This is a genomic window from Azospirillum sp. BE72 (assembly GCF_031455875.1).
Lineage (GTDB): Bacteria > Pseudomonadota > Alphaproteobacteria > Azospirillales > Azospirillaceae > Azospirillum.
The window spans coordinates 849,685-861,652 of sequence record NZ_JAVDTO010000001.1 but is presented as its reverse complement, the minus strand read 5'-3'; the positions used below and the strand labels follow the sequence as shown (position 1 = coordinate 861,652).

At 67.3% G+C, this 11,968-nt stretch carries 15 protein-coding genes; 2 read left to right on the top strand and 13 right to left on the bottom strand.

Features of this window, described 5'->3' with window-relative positions; all coding sequences use genetic code 11:
• The first annotated feature begins 18 nt into the window (after positions 1 to 18).
• Positions 19 to 576: a PRC-barrel domain-containing protein gene (locus tag J2Y49_RS04260; RefSeq protein ID WP_310112666.1), complete on the top strand. Its 558-nt coding sequence runs from the start codon at positions 19 to 21 to the stop codon at positions 574 to 576.
• Positions 577 to 675: 99 nt separating this feature from the next.
• Here J2Y49_RS04260 and J2Y49_RS04255 read toward each other — a convergent pair whose 3' ends face one another.
• From J2Y49_RS04255 to crcB, 4 genes are read right to left on the bottom strand one after another with little or no spacing between them, the layout of a single operon-like run.
• Positions 676 to 1,371, bottom strand: a complete 696-nt coding sequence (locus tag J2Y49_RS04255) for an ATP12 family protein (protein ID WP_310112665.1) — start codon at positions 1,369 to 1,371, stop codon at positions 676 to 678.
• A 3-nt stretch (positions 1,372 to 1,374) separates the two neighbouring features.
• Positions 1,375 to 2,061, bottom strand: coding sequence for an HAD-IA family hydrolase (locus tag J2Y49_RS04250; RefSeq protein WP_310112663.1), 687 nt, complete (start codon positions 2,059 to 2,061; stop codon positions 1,375 to 1,377).
• Positions 2,061 to 3,113 (bottom strand): RluA family pseudouridine synthase, encoded by a 1,053-nt coding sequence (locus J2Y49_RS04245; protein ID WP_310112662.1) that lies wholly within the window; start codon positions 3,111 to 3,113, stop codon positions 2,061 to 2,063. The genes J2Y49_RS04250 and J2Y49_RS04245 overlap by 1 nt, the downstream gene beginning before the upstream one ends.
• The gene (gene crcB / locus J2Y49_RS04240; protein ID WP_310112661.1) at positions 3,113 to 3,514 is read right to left on the bottom strand and encodes a fluoride efflux transporter CrcB; all 402 of its coding nucleotides are present in this window, start codon (positions 3,512 to 3,514) and stop codon (positions 3,113 to 3,115) included. Before crcB ends, J2Y49_RS04245 begins: the two co-directional genes overlap by 1 nt.
• Before the next feature lie 109 nt (positions 3,515 to 3,623).
• Between crcB and J2Y49_RS04235 the strand changes: the two genes are divergently transcribed.
• Positions 3,624 to 4,214 carry a cysteine hydrolase family protein gene (locus J2Y49_RS04235; RefSeq protein WP_310112659.1) on the top strand — a complete coding sequence of 197 codons (591 nt, stop codon included), beginning with the start codon at positions 3,624 to 3,626 and terminating at the stop codon, positions 4,212 to 4,214.
• Positions 4,215 to 4,262: 48 nt separating this feature from the next.
• Here J2Y49_RS04235 and J2Y49_RS04230 read toward each other — a convergent pair whose 3' ends face one another.
• The 9 genes from J2Y49_RS04230 to mce form a co-directional block, all read right to left on the bottom strand.
• A complete protein-coding gene (locus J2Y49_RS04230; RefSeq protein ID WP_310112657.1) occupies positions 4,263 to 5,120 on the bottom strand; it encodes a dienelactone hydrolase family protein in 858 nt (285 codons plus the stop codon).
• 108 nt (positions 5,121 to 5,228) lie between these two features.
• Positions 5,229 to 5,969, bottom strand: a complete 741-nt coding sequence (locus J2Y49_RS04225; RefSeq protein WP_310112656.1) for an ABC transporter ATP-binding protein — start codon at positions 5,967 to 5,969, stop codon at positions 5,229 to 5,231.
• The gene (locus J2Y49_RS04220; RefSeq protein ID WP_310112654.1) at positions 5,962 to 7,209 is read right to left on the bottom strand and encodes a lipoprotein-releasing ABC transporter permease subunit; all 1,248 of its coding nucleotides are present in this window, start codon (positions 7,207 to 7,209) and stop codon (positions 5,962 to 5,964) included. The genes J2Y49_RS04225 and J2Y49_RS04220 overlap by 8 nt, the downstream gene beginning before the upstream one ends.
• A gap of 122 nt (positions 7,210 to 7,331) precedes the next feature.
• The gene (gene proS, locus J2Y49_RS04215; RefSeq protein WP_310112651.1) at positions 7,332 to 8,645 is read right to left on the bottom strand and encodes a proline--tRNA ligase; all 1,314 of its coding nucleotides are present in this window, start codon (positions 8,643 to 8,645) and stop codon (positions 7,332 to 7,334) included.
• Between the two features lie 154 nt (positions 8,646 to 8,799).
• Positions 8,800 to 9,267 carry a hypothetical protein gene (locus J2Y49_RS04210; protein ID WP_310112649.1) on the bottom strand — a complete coding sequence of 156 codons (468 nt, stop codon included), beginning with the start codon at positions 9,265 to 9,267 and terminating at the stop codon, positions 8,800 to 8,802.
• Positions 9,264 to 10,166, bottom strand: a complete 903-nt coding sequence (locus J2Y49_RS04205; protein ID WP_310112647.1) for a hypothetical protein — start codon at positions 10,164 to 10,166, stop codon at positions 9,264 to 9,266. The genes J2Y49_RS04210 and J2Y49_RS04205 overlap by 4 nt, the downstream gene beginning before the upstream one ends.
• Positions 10,167 to 10,644: 478 nt before the next feature.
• A complete protein-coding gene (locus J2Y49_RS04200; protein WP_310112645.1) occupies positions 10,645 to 11,220 on the bottom strand; it encodes a DNA-3-methyladenine glycosylase I in 576 nt (191 codons plus the stop codon).
• A gap of 22 nt (positions 11,221 to 11,242) precedes the next feature.
• Complete coding sequence (locus J2Y49_RS04195) at positions 11,243 to 11,497, bottom strand: DUF1467 family protein (RefSeq protein WP_149222098.1); 255 nt, start codon at positions 11,495 to 11,497, stop codon at positions 11,243 to 11,245.
• 58 nt (positions 11,498 to 11,555) lie between these two features.
• Positions 11,556 to 11,960, bottom strand: a complete 405-nt coding sequence (gene mce / locus J2Y49_RS04190) for a methylmalonyl-CoA epimerase (RefSeq protein ID WP_310112644.1) — start codon at positions 11,958 to 11,960, stop codon at positions 11,556 to 11,558.
• Positions 11,961 to 11,968 lie beyond the last annotated feature (8 nt).

Below are 11,968 nucleotides of genomic sequence, written 5' to 3'. Positions count from 1 at the left end.
CGACAAAGGAGCCACCCCATGCGTCGCACCCTGATCGCCACCGCCGCCACGCTGGCTTTGCTCTCCGGCGCCGCCGTCGCGCAGACCACCTCGCCGACCGTGGGCAATCCGTCCTCGTCGACCTCCACCATGTCGAACAGCGCCACCACCGGCAGCTCGGCCACCAGTGCCACCGGCGGCCAACTCGCCAGCGCCGAGGAGTTGATCGGCAAGAACGTCTATGGCCGCGACAATGAGAAGATCGGCGAGGTCGACGACGTGATCCTCGACGCCAACGGGCAGGCCAAGCAGCTGGTGGTCAGCTCCGGCGGCTTCCTCGGCATCGGCGAGAAGCAGGTCGCGGTCGACTACACCGCCGCCAACTGGGATTCGCAGAACAACCGCCTGAACCTGGCCGGCATGAGCCGCGACGACGTGAAGGCGATGCCGGAGTTCAAGTACGACGACACCATGACGTCGCTGAACAAGAACCGGAAGCCGGCCGAGGACGATAAGATGGCGCCGGGCGCCGCCCCGACCACCGGCTCGACCGGGACCACCGGCACGACGACCGGCACCGGCAGCACGGCGCAGTAAAGGTCGTCGCGGCATTGGGGGAGTTAGCCCCCCTGACCCTCCCCCGCCCAGCGGGGGAGGGTCAGGGTGGGGGTCTAACTTTCCCTCCCCCCAGCACCCTCACCCCCGCAGCAGATCCACGAAACGCCGGCAGGCCACGATCTCCGCACGTACGTTCGCGCGGCGCTTCGTGGCCTCCGCGTCTTCACCCCACTGCTCGATCTGGTAGGTCTCGTCCAGTTGCGAGACCTCGAAAGCCTCTTCGGCGCCGATGCGGCCTTCCAGCAGGGCCAGCGCCACGATGATCGAACCGCAGACGCCGGTCGTGGTCTGCAGCGCCGACAGGTACCAGTCGTCGGTCCGCTCCACCACCCGGCGCAGGGCGGCCAGCGCCTCCTCCGGCTGCGGCTTGGGCATCAGGCCGGCACAGACATGCAGCGGCGCGTCGTAGGTCAGCGCCGCCCAGTCCAGCAGCGGTTGCCACAGCTGGGCCTGACGGTCCACCAGCGGCTGGGGATGTTCGGCGCGGTAGCACAGCAGGTCGGTGCCGGCATAGGCGCTGATGGCCTGGACGATGTCGGGCCGCTTGGCCGGAATCAGGTCGACGGCGGTGCTCGACAGTTGCATCAGCGGCATGGAATGGGCGTCGATCTGGTCGCCCTGCTCCGCCCATTCGTCCGCCACGCCCTGGGCCAACGGCCGGCTGGGGAAAACCAGCGGCGCCTTGGCAGGGCTGCGCACCGGACGGCCGTCCAGTTCGACCCGGAAGCCGCCTTCGGTCTCGCCGACCCCCGCCGCCTTGTAGAAACGCTTCATCGCTTACCTTTCCAAAAGCTCCAGCACCGCGGTGGCGACATCCCGCCCGCGGTGAACGATGCGGTCCGCCCCGGCCCGCTCCAGCTCCGGCACCGCGTGATAGCCCCAGGAAACGCCGACCGACCGCACCCGCGCGTTGCGGGCCATCTGAATGTCGTAGGTCGTGTCGCCGATCACAACCGTGCCCGCCTCTTCCGCGCCGGTCTCCGCCAGCGCGCGCTGGACCATGTGCGGGTTGGGCTTGCCGGGACCGACATCGGCGGTCTGCAGCGTGACGAAGCGCCCGGTCAGCCCGTGCCCCTTCAGCACGGCGTTCAGCCCGCGCCGCGACTTGCCGGTCGCGACCCCTAGCAGGATGCCCGCCTCTTCCAACGCCGCCAGCGTGTCGATGATGCCGGGGAACAGCGGCTCGTCCACATCGCCCCGGCTGCGCGCGGCGGAGAAGGCCCGCTTGTAGCTTTCCGCCACCGCGACATGGGCCTCGGCGTCGTGGGTGGGCAGCAGCAGGGCCACCGCCTCCACCAGCGACAGTCCGACCATGCGGCGGACCTCCATCGGGTCGGGCTCGCCCAGCCCATGCTCCGCCCAGGCCTGGGTCATGGCGTCGATGATCGCGAACTGGCTGTCGACCAGCGTGCCGTCGCAATCGAACAGGGCGAGACGCAGGGGCGATTTCCCGGAAGCCGCCATCACTCGAAATCCTCGAACGGATCGTCGCGCAGGTTCGGGCTGAAGCCGAAATACTTCCAGGTCGCCTGCATGTGGTCGGGCAGCGGAGCGGTGACGTCGATGGTCTTGCCGCCGCGCGGGTGCGGCAGGATCAGCCGGCGGGCATGCAGATGCAGCTTCTTCGTCACCTCCGCCCCGGCCAGGAAGGCGCCCTGCCCGGCATATTTGCCGTCGCCGAGGATCGGCGTCCCGACGGCGGCCATGTGGACGCGCAGCTGGTGGGTGCGGCCGGTCAGCGGCCACATGGCGACGAAGGCCGCCTGCTTGCCGACATTCTCCTGCACCGAATAGACGGTGACGGCGCGCTTGCCCTCTTCCTTGTTCTCGGCCACCCGCTCGCCATGGGGACCGCCTTCCTTGGCCAGCGCGAGGTCGATCTTGCCCTGGTAGGGCGTCGGCACGCCGACGGTGACGGCCCAGTAGATCTTGCGCACGGCGCTGCCGCGGAACAGCTCCGTCAGCTTGCTGGCGGCGAAGGTGGTGCGGGCCAGCAGCAGGACGCCCGAAGTGTCCTTGTCCAGCCGGTGGACCAGCTTCGGCCGCTCGTTGCCGTCGAAGCGCAGGGCGTCCAGCATGGCGTCGAGGTGCTTGGAGGTGCCGGTGCCGCCCTGCACCGCCAGACCGGCCGGCTTGTTGATGGCGATCACGTCGGCATCGCGGTAGAGCACCAGCGCCTGCAGTTCGGCGATCTGCTTGTCGGACATGCCCTTGGGCTTGCCCGCCCCCGGATTGGGCCCCTTGACCGGAGCCGCCCAGGCGGCAAGCGGCGGAATGCGCACGCCCTGCCCCGCCGCCAGCCGCGACGACGTCTCCGCCCGCTTGCCGTCGATGCGGACTTGGCCCGTACGCAGCAGCTTCTGCAGATAGCTGTGGTTCACGTCGGGGAAATGCCGCTTGAACCAGCGGTCGAGCCGCATGTCGGCCTCGTCGGCCGTGACGGTGCGGGTTTCGACCTTGCTGTCGCTCTTGGTTTCAGTCGACGGGTCGGCAGCGTGATCGGGAGAGTCAGTCATCAGAGGGACACCGAAACAAGAGAACGCACGGCCCACAGGCCGGCAAAGAAGCCCACCACGCTGAACAGCGTCGAGGCGAGGAAGTATCCCGCCGCCGCGGCGAACTCGTCTCGGGCGACGAGAACACCGATGTCCAGCGTGAAGGAGGAGAAGGTGGTGAAGCCGCCGAGCACGCCGACCAGCAGCAGGGCCCGCAGCTCCGGCGACGGCGACCAGGTCAGTGCCGCCAGTTCCGACAGCACGCCCATCACCGTGCAGCCGATGACGTTGACGACGATCGTCCCCACCGGGAACCGGGTGCCAACCCACTGCATGATCGCCAGCAGCATCAGATAGCGCGCCACCGATCCGGCGGCACCACCGACGGCAACGGCAAGCAAGGACAGGGGGGATGCGAGCACGGCGCCTCCGGTTCAGCGCAGGACGGTGGGGTTGGGGATCGAGCGCCGGATTAGAGCCAGAAACCGCGCCACTTGTCACGCGATGGACAATGGCGGCAGGATCGTCGGCATGGAAACGCTCCCCCACAACGCCGCCCTGCTGATCGTCGACCTGCAAATGGCCATCGACGATCCGCGCTGGAGCCGCATCGGTCCGCGCAACAACCCGCAGGCCGAAGCCAACATCGCGGCATTGCTGGCCGCCTGGCGGCGGGACGGGCGGCCCATCGTCCATATCCGCCATGATTCGGTGGAGCCCGACTCCACCTACCGTCCGGGCGGCCCCGGCCACGCCTTCAAGGATGAGGCCATGCCGCTGCCGGGCGAAACGGTGATCGGCAAGGCGGTGAACAGCGCGTTCATCGGCACCGGTCTCGACGAGTGGCTGCGCGGCCGCGGCATCGGCACGCTGGTGGTGGGCGGCGTCGTCACCAACAACAGCGTCGAGGCGACAGTGCGGATGGCCGGAAACCTCGGCTTCGACGTGCGTCTGGTCGCCGACGCCTGTTTCACCTTCGCCAAGTTGGATCGGTCGGGAAGGCTGCGCACCGCGGACGAGGTCCACGACCTGTCGCTCGCCAACATGGACGGCGAATATGCGACGGTGGTGGAGACGGCGGAGGTGTTGGGGGCGGTGTCGGCTTCGAGCACCCCCACCTAGCCTCCCCCGCTGGGCGGGGGAGGCTAGGTGGGGGGTCTAACTCCGCGCCTACGCCAGCTTCGCCTTCAGGAACTCCACCGTGCGCTTCCAGGCCAGATCGGCGGCCTCCTTGTTGTAGCGCTCGGCCGAGGTGTCGTTGTGGAAGGCGTGGTTGACGCCTTCGTACATGTGGATCTGATGTTCCACGCCGGCCTTCTTCAGCGCCTCGTCATAGGCGGGGATGCCGGCGTTGATGCGCTGGTCGAGCCCGGCGTAGTGCAGCATCAGCGGCGCCTTGACGGTGGTGACCAGCGCCGGGTCGGGCGCCGGGCCGTAGAAGGCGACGCCGGCCTTCAGGTCGGGCGCCTTCAGCGCCAGGCGGTTGACCATGCCGCCGCCCCAGCAGAAGCCGACGGCACCGACCTTGGCCGAGGAATAGCGGTAGGCCATCAGGTAGCTCATGGCCGCGATCAGGTTGTTGACCGTCTTGTCGCCGTCGAGCTGGCCGATCATGTCGCGGGCCTTGTCGGGGTCCTGCGGCGTGCCGCCCAGCGGCGACAGCAGGTCGGGCGCCAGGGCCACGAAGCCTTCGGTGGCGAGCCGGCGGGTGACGTCCTCGACATAGGCGTTCAGGCCGCGGTTCTCGTGGATGACGATCACCGCCGGGGCCTTGTCCGACAGCTTCGGCCGGGCGAGATACCCGGCAACGTCGCCGGTCGCCCCCTGGAAACTCACCTTTTCCGCCGCCAGACGCTTGTCGTCCTCGCCGACGATGGCCGCGTGGGCATAGTTCGGCTCGATCGCAGACAGAATGGCCGGGATCGCCGCCGCGCTGCCGGCCAGTACCGCCAGCCGCTCCAGGAAGACCCGGCGCGGCAGCGGCGCATGGGTGTATTCGTCGTAGAGATCGATGATACGCTGGTCCATCCCCAATGCCCCCTGTCTTGCCTATGCCGCAGCTCAGCCGGCGCGGTCGCGCTTGAGAGTGGGGGCACGGCACCGGCTTGGCAACCGGGGGACGGACGCGCTTTCGGCCTATGACGCGTCCGGCGCGGCCTCGGCCAACGGGACCAGTTCCGACGGCTGGTACTCGACCAGCCGCCCGTCGCGCATCTCCAGTACCCGGTCCATGCGGCGGGCGAGGTCCAGATTGTGCGTCGCGACCAGAGCGCCCACCTTGGCCTGACGGACGATCGCCGACAGCATGGTGAAGACATGCTCCGCCGTGTGCGGGTCGAGGTTGCCGGTCGGCTCGTCGGCGATCAGCAGCGATGGGGCGTTGGCCAGCGCGCGGGCGATGGCGACGCGCTGTTGCTCGCCGCCCGACAGGCGGGCCGGACGGTGGGTGCCGCGCTGCTCCAGCCCGACCATGCGCAGAAGCTCGTCCGCACGCTGCCTGGCGACGGCCTTCGGCACGCCGGCAATCATCTGCGGCAGGACGATGTTCTCCCGCGCGGAGAATTCCGGCAGCAGGTGGTGGAACTGGTAGACGAAGCCGATGGAGCGGCGCCGCACCTCGGTCCGCTTGCCGTCGTCCAGGTTCGACACGTCGGTGCCGGCGATGCGCACCGTGCCGCCGGTGGGCCGTTCCAGCAGGCCGGCGATGTGCAGCAGGGTGGATTTGCCGGCACCCGACGGGCCTACCAGGGCAACCAGTTCCCCGGCGCCGACCGTCAGTTCGACCCCGCGCAGCACCTCCAGAATCTCGCCCGCCTGTTCGAAGCGGCGGACGATATCCTTCAGTTCCAGCATCGGCTGCATGACCGCATCACTCATAGCGCAGCGCCTCCACCGGATCGAGCCGGGCGGCGCGCCAGGACGGGTAGATGGTGGCTGCGAAGGACAGGCCCAGCGCCATCAGCGTCACCTGCACCACCTCGCTCCAGTCGATCTTGGCCGGCAGGTGGGAAAGGAAATAGATCTCGGCGTTGAACAGGTTCGTGCCGGTCAGGCCCTGGATGACCTGCCGGATACTCTCGATGTTCAGCGCGAAGGACACGCCCAGCGCCAGCCCCAGCAGCGTCCCCGTCACGCCCACGCTGGCACCGGACAGGAAGAAGATGCGCATGACCATGCCGCGCGTCGCCCCCATGGTGCGCAGGATCGCGATGTCGCGCCCCTTGTCCTTCACCAGCATGATCAGGCTGGAGATGATGTTGAAGGCCGCGACCATGATGATCAGCGACAGGATAAGGAACATCACGTTGCGTTCGACCTGAAGGGCGGTGAAGAAGCTGGCGTTCGACTGCTGCCAGTCGACCACCCGCCCTTCCCCGGCCACCGCCGATTGGACCGCGGCACGCGCGGCAACGATCTGCATCGGGTCGTCGATGAAGACCTCCAGCGATGTCACGGCTTCGCCGGTGCGGAAGAAGGCCTGCGCCTCCTCCAGCGGCAGGAAGATGAAGCTGTTGTCGTATTCGAACATGCCGACGTCGAAGATCGCGCCGACGGGATAGCTGCGCATCCGCGGCACGGTGCCGAAGGCGGTGACGTTGCCCTGCGGCGCGATCAGTGTGATCTGGTCACCGACGCTCAACCCCAGCCGCTGGGCCATGCGCGATCCGATGGCGATGCGGTCGTCTCCGAATTCCTCGGCCGAGCCGCGGATGACGTTGTTGGCAAGTGTCGGCCGCATCCTGAAGTCTTCCGCCCGCACGCCGCGGATGACCGCGCCCGACGCGACGCCGCGCACCGACACCAGCGCCTGGCCTTCCACCGTTGGGGTGACCGTGTTGACTCCGGGCGTGTTGCGCAGCTTGCCGGCCAGGATGTCGAAGTCCGGCAGCGGCCCGCCGCGCATGTTGTAGACGTTGAGGTGCCCGTTGAGGCCGAGCACACGGCCCAGCAGCTCCGCCCGGAAGCCGTTCATCACCGCCATCACGATGATGAGCGTCGCGACGCCGAGCGCGATGCCCAGCAGCGAGAACCCCGCGATGACCGAGATGAACCCTTCCTGGCGGCGCGCCCGGAGGTAACGCATCGCGACCATGCGTTCGAAGGCGTTGAAGATCATGCGAGGGTCCTATGGGTGGGCGGAAACGATGCCCTACATGGGAACGTGAGCGTGGCGGAAAAAGGGCAAAGCCCGGATCGCCGCATTGCGGCCATCCGGGCTTCCTGGTCGGGTTAAGCCGATCAGCCCAGCAGCTTCGCCAGCGCCGCCTCGACCGGCAACTCTTCCTTCTCGCCGGTGGCGCGGCGCTTCAGCTCGACGACGCCGTTCTTCAGGCCGCGGGGGCCGACGACCAGCTGCCAGGGAACGCCGATCAGGTCCATGTCGGCGAACTTGGCGCCGGGACGCTCGTCACGGTCGTCATAGGCGACCTCCAGGCCGGCGCCCTCCAGCTTGGCGTTCAGCTCGGCGCAGACGCGGTCGGTCTCGGCGTCGCCGGACTTCAGGTTGATCAGGCCGACATTGAAGGGAGCGACGGCGTCCGGCCAGATGATGCCGTTGTCGTCGTGGCTGGCCTCGATGATCGCGCCCATCAGGCGCGACACGCCGATGCCGTAGCTGCCCATCTCCACCGGGATCGACTCGCCGTTCGGACCAGCGACCACGGCATTCATCGGCTTCGAATATTTGGTGCCGAAGTTGAAGATATGGCCAACCTCGATGCCGCGGGCGGAAACCAGTTCCGACTCCGGCACCGGGCTGTTGGCCGGGTCGTGCTTCTCGTCGGTCGCGGCATAGATGGCGGTGACGCGGTCGAAGAAGGGCTGCAGGTCGTCCTCCATGCCGGGGGCGTCCTTCAGCACGTCCAGGTTCATCCAGTCCTTGTGGCAGAAGACGCCGCTCTCGCCGGTCTCGGCCAGGATGATGAACTCGTGGCTCAGGTCGCCGCCGATGGGGCCGGTGTCGGCGCGCATCGGGATCGCCTTCAGTCCCATGCGGGCGAAGGTCCGCAGATAGGCCAGGAACATCTTCTGGTAGGAACGGCGGGCGCCGTCCGGATCGATGTCGAAGGAATAGGCGTCCTTCATCAGGAACTCGCGGCCGCGCATCACGCCGAAGCGCGGGCGGATCTCGTCACGGAACTTCCACTGGATGTGGTAGAGGTTCAGCGGCAACTGGCGGTAGCTCTTGACGAAGGAGCGGAAGATGTCGGTGATCATCTCCTCGTTCGTCGGGCCGAACAGCATCTCGCGGTCGTGGCGGTCGGTGATGCGCAGCATCTCCTTGCCGTAATCGTCGTAACGGCCGCTCTCGCGCCACAGATCGGCCGACTGGATGGTCGGCATCAGCAGTTCCTGCGCACCGGCGGCGTCCTGCTCCTCGCGGACGATCTGCTCGATCTTGCGCAGAACCCGATAGCCCAGCGGCAGCCAGGCATAGATGCCGGCGCTGGTCTGGCGGATCATCCCGGCCCGCAGCATCAGGCGGTGCGAGACGATCTGCGCCTCGGTCGGGGTCTCCTTGAGGGTCGGCATGAAGAAGCTGGACAGCCGCATGGCTCTGCTCTCGTGTGCGAGGTGTTCGACAAGGCCGCGCGGACATGCTCCTTTTTCGAACGGGAGCGGACTCGGGCGGCGGGTGAGCGACTTTAGGAAGGTCGCCCGCACTTGTCCACTGTAAGCCCCCGCTTCCTCCCCGGCCGCCCCGGCCCTACCGGGTGCGGCAATAGGCGTAGAGGCGGTCCTCCGCCCCCGGATCGATCGGCTGGCCGTTGAGATAGAGCCGGTCGCCGACGACGCTCAGCCAGACCGAAGTCACGTCGTCGGGCAGAAACGGCACCGACGGCAGCGCAATGCCCATCCGCCGGGCGAGATCCACCGACAGCGGCAGGTCGATGGGAATGGGCGGTTGTGCGCCGGCGGTGCCCGGCAGGTCTGCGGGCGCCACCGGGCGGCCGTTCACATCCACCCCCGGCCGGTATTCCACGTTGGCGGCCGGCACATGGCGGGTCAGACGCTGGCACAGCGACAGATCGATCACCGGCCGCTCGCGGGCGGCATCGGGGGTCAAAGGGATCGGACCCGGCAACTGCGGCTGCGATTGCGCGGATGCGGAGCCGGCCGCAAGAGCCAGCAGGCACGCGGTCAGGCCGGCGCGCAGGGCCTCTGGCGCCGTCACAGCGTGTGCCGCTCGGCCAGCAGGGCCGGGTTGCGCATGGCTTTCCAATAGAGCGACAGGTAGGGCATCCCTTTCTCCGCCTCCTCCTGGGTCCGCGCCGACTGGCGGATGTATTTGCCGATGAAGGGCTTGTTCACATGCTCCAGGTCCACCGCGGCCTTCAGCACCAGGAACTCGCCGATCTTGTCCGGCAGATTGTAATGCCATTTCTGCAGGCAGTCGGAGGTCACGCCCGGCTTGGCCTGTTCCGGTTCAGGTAGATAGAATTCCTGATGGTGATACTGCGAGATCTCCTTCCACGCCTGGGCGACCCGGCCGGGTTTCAGCCGCGGCAGGGCCTTCAGGATACGGACATCGTCGTGGAACAATGGCAGGAAACCGCGCTTCTGCGCCAGTTCGGTCAGCATGATGTGCAGCCCGGCCATCACGCCGCCTTCCGCACCCGCGCCGTGGCCACCGTCGGACTTCTCTTCGCGCTTGCGGCCGAACAGGGCGCTGAAAAAGCCCTTCTTCGGCTTGGCGCCGCCACCGGCCCCGCCATTGTCCTGCCCGACCTTGCGCTCGTCCCACAGCGAATCCCAGGCATATTCCCAGGCGGTGAAGATGGCGTTGGAGCGGTCGTCGAGGACGGTCAGCAGATACTCGCGGCCTTCCCGCGCCCAATCGACGTCGCCGACGATGGCGCGGACCGGCCGGCGGCTGAGCACCACCGGCAGGATGCCGACGCGCACGAGGTCCTGATAGAACTCGACGAAGGATGGCGTCTGGATGAAAGGCAGCATGGAGCAGGGCTGCTGGTCCGGCGCCAGCAACTCCATGCTTTTTCTGGTCCGCTCCAACAGTTCGGTCGTCAGAACCGCGGCGAACTGATCGAATCGTTCGTTTTCGTTCGCGGCCATCGGCGCCTCGACTGTCGTCCTTCTTCTGACGCCCGCCGGAACGGGCGATTGACCGGTTGGTCCGATGGGCCAATGCGGACGACCACCCGGGCGGCGCGTGCCTCCGGACGGCATTCTTTGCGGCCATTCTCGCCGGATAGGGAGAAACCCCAAGGCAGAATCGGCCCGAGCAACGCTACCAAGGAAACCGTTAACGTTTTCTGGACCTGCGGAGGAAATTTCCTGTCCGCATGCAAACAATCGGCATGGCGGATAAAGAAAGGCCGCGCGGCGAATGCGGCGCGGCCTGTCGAGTTTAGGGAGGAATCGCCACCAGGCGTCGGAAAGGGAGGAAGGTCCTCCCTCGTCACATCAAAAGAGTGAACCCGTGCCGCAGCCATGGCAAGCCCAAAACAAAGGCAATACCCTGCCATGCTCAAAGTTTTTGCATTTCTGCCCAGCCTTTCGGCGATTGCCGCCGTTCTGACCGGACCTTTGCCTACTTCATGGGCTCAAACCCGCGATAGCCGCTGTCGACCGCGGCCTTCCAGGGCGGACTCTGGGCCAGGACGGCGGCGTGGACCGGACAATCAGGCTGGTGCGCACCCGGCAGGTAGCCCAGGCTCATCAGAAACTCGCCGACGATCTCGCCGCCTGTGAAGCGGAAGGTCCGGCCGAACAGCTTCACCCATTCCGCCTTGGTCAGCGGATGATGGGCGCGCAGCCAGCCGTCGAAGGAGCCATGGGTCTCGCGCAGGGCAATGATCCGGCGGGCATTCTCGATCACCGCATCGACCTTCAGACGGTTGCGGATGATACCGGCGTCGGCCAGAAGCCGCGCCCGTTCCGCCTCGCCGTAGGCGGCGACCCGGTCGATGTCGAAATCGTCGAAGGCGGCGCGGAACGCCTCGCGCTTCTTCAGGATGGTCAGCCAGGACAATCCGGCCTGGTTGATCTCCAGCACCAGCCGTTCGAACAGCACCCGGTCGTCGCTGCTCGGGAAGCCGTATTCGCCGTCATGGTAGGGGCCATGGTGGAGATGGCCGGGTGCGGCCGCGCAATAGGTCAGGCTCACCCGCCCTCTCCTCTCCGGTCGGTCAGTACATGTGCCGCGCCATTTCGCGGAAGGAGATGATCCCGGACCTCTCCACGCCGAAGATCACCAGCCACACCAGAAGGGCGACCACCGACGTGATCATGAACTTGCGCAGGATGCGCGGCTCGACGGGCGCGGACGACGCCATGCCGGGCTCCGGTTCGTCCGGCGTTCTGACACCCCAGGGCAGCACCCCGAACAGCACCACCCACCACACGACGATATAGACGAAGACCGCCGTCACCCAGTTGTCCATCGCCCTCTCCGCCGCCTTTCGTCCCCTAACCTTCTCCGCCCGCCGCCCGGCGGAGGGATCAGGCCTGCTCCAGTTCCACCAGCGTCCCGCAGAAGTCCTTGGGGTGCAGGAACAGGACCGGCTTGTCGTGGGCGCCGATCTTGGGCTCTCCATCGCCCAGCACGCGGGCGCCCTGCTCCTTCATCCGGTCGCGGGCGGCCAGGATGTCGTCCACCTCGTAACAGATGTGGTGGATGCCGCCGGACGGGTTCTTTTCCAGAAAGCCAGAGATGGGAGACTTTTCGCCGAACGGATGCAGCAGTTCGATCTTGGTGTTGGGCAGGGTGACGAAAACCACGGTCACGCCATGCGGCGGCAGATCCACCGGCTGAGACACCGCGGCCCCCAGCGTGTCGCGGTAAAGCGCGGTCGCCGCGGGCAGGTCCGGAACGACAATAGCGACGTGGTTGAGCTTCCCGATCATGCGTGTCC

Bases quoted from the DNA above. Each gene is read 5' to 3' on its own strand.
- J2Y49_RS04195 (WP_149222098.1), bottom strand. From the start codon at position 11,497: ATGGACAACTGGGTGACGGCGGTCTTCGTCTATATCGTCGTGTGGTGG.
- J2Y49_RS04225 (WP_310112656.1), bottom strand. From the start codon at position 5,969: ATGAGTGATGCGGTCATGCAGCCGATGCTGGAACTGAAGGATATCGTC.
- proS (WP_310112651.1), bottom strand. From the start codon at position 8,645: ATGCGGCTGTCCAGCTTCTTCATGCCGACCCTCAAGGAGACCCCGACC.
- J2Y49_RS04230 (WP_310112657.1), bottom strand. From the start codon at position 5,120: ATGGACCAGCGTATCATCGATCTCTACGACGAATACACCCATGCGCCG.
- J2Y49_RS04205 (WP_310112647.1), bottom strand. From the start codon at position 10,166: ATGGCCGCGAACGAAAACGAACGATTCGATCAGTTCGCCGCGGTTCTG.
- J2Y49_RS04220 (WP_310112654.1), bottom strand. From the start codon at position 7,209: ATGATCTTCAACGCCTTCGAACGCATGGTCGCGATGCGTTACCTCCGG.
- J2Y49_RS04255 (WP_310112665.1), bottom strand. From the start codon at position 1,371: ATGAAGCGTTTCTACAAGGCGGCGGGGGTCGGCGAGACCGAAGGCGGC.
- J2Y49_RS04235 (WP_310112659.1), top strand. From the start codon at position 3,624: ATGGAAACGCTCCCCCACAACGCCGCCCTGCTGATCGTCGACCTGCAA.
- J2Y49_RS04260 (WP_310112666.1), top strand. From the start codon at position 19: ATGCGTCGCACCCTGATCGCCACCGCCGCCACGCTGGCTTTGCTCTCC.
- mce (WP_310112644.1), bottom strand. From the start codon at position 11,960: ATGATCGGGAAGCTCAACCACGTCGCTATTGTCGTTCCGGACCTGCCC.
- J2Y49_RS04245 (WP_310112662.1), bottom strand. From the start codon at position 3,113: ATGACTGACTCTCCCGATCACGCTGCCGACCCGTCGACTGAAACCAAG.
- J2Y49_RS04250 (WP_310112663.1), bottom strand. From the start codon at position 2,061: ATGGCGGCTTCCGGGAAATCGCCCCTGCGTCTCGCCCTGTTCGATTGC.